1 tRNA gene is annotated in these 213 nt (G+C 43.7%); it reads left to right on the top strand.

Features of this window, described 5'->3' with window-relative positions:
* Window positions 1-3 precede the first annotated feature (3 nt).
* Window positions 4-79, top strand: a tRNA-Lys gene (locus AN392_RS18350).
* Window positions 80-213 lie beyond the last annotated feature (134 nt).

Genomic DNA, 213 nt, shown 5'->3' with positions numbered 1-213 from the left:
AGCGGGTCATTAGCTCAGTTGGTAGAGCAGTGGACTTTTAATCCATTGGTCGATGGTTCAAGTCCATCATGACCCACCATTCTTTATTGAGTGGTTATAATCGGCGGATTTACGCAGCCTTACTTTTTTATAAGTAAACCAGAGCGGGTCATTAGCTCAGTTGGTAGAGCAGTGGACTTTTAATCCATTGGTCGATGGTTCAAGTCCATCATG

Origin of the sequence: Pseudoalteromonas sp. P1-16-1b (assembly GCF_001401785.1) — a bacterium.
Classification (GTDB): domain Bacteria; phylum Pseudomonadota; class Gammaproteobacteria; order Enterobacterales; family Alteromonadaceae; genus Pseudoalteromonas; species Pseudoalteromonas undina.
This window is presented reverse-complemented; position numbering and strand designations above follow the sequence as displayed.